Source organism: Hyphobacterium sp. SN044 (assembly GCF_021864465.1).
Lineage (GTDB): Bacteria > Pseudomonadota > Alphaproteobacteria > Caulobacterales > Maricaulaceae > Hyphobacterium.
On sequence record NZ_JAKKUV010000043.1, the window covers coordinates 1 to 309 of the forward strand.

General features: G+C 49.8%; 2 protein-coding genes. Both read left to right on the forward strand.

The window, feature by feature from the left end; genetic code table 11:
* Window positions 1–262 (forward strand): ubiquitin-like protein (locus tag L5876_RS14585; protein WP_236957089.1); only part of this gene is annotated, 262 nt, incomplete at its 5' end.
* A partial coding sequence (locus tag L5876_RS14910) for a ubiquitin-like protein (protein ID WP_369281048.1) occupies window positions 228–309 on the forward strand: 82 nt, incomplete at its 3' end. The genes L5876_RS14585 and L5876_RS14910, both read left to right, overlap by 35 nt.

Sequence of the window (309 nt, forward strand, 5' to 3'; positions counted from 1 at the left end):
GACCTTGACTGGAAAAACCATCACCCTTGAAGTGGAGCCCAGCGATACCATCGAGAACGTGAAAGCCAAGATTCAAGACAAGGAAGGAATTCCTCCAGACCAGCAGCGTCTGATCTTTGCTGGCAAACAGCTGGAAGATGGCCGCACCTTGAGTGACCGACTACAACATCCAGAAAGAATCCACCCTTCACTTGGTTCTGAGGCTGAGAGGTGGTATGCAGATCTTTGTGAAGACCTTGACTGGAAAAACCATCACCCTTGAAGTGGAGCCCAGCGATACCATCGAGAACGTGAAAGCCAAGATTCAAG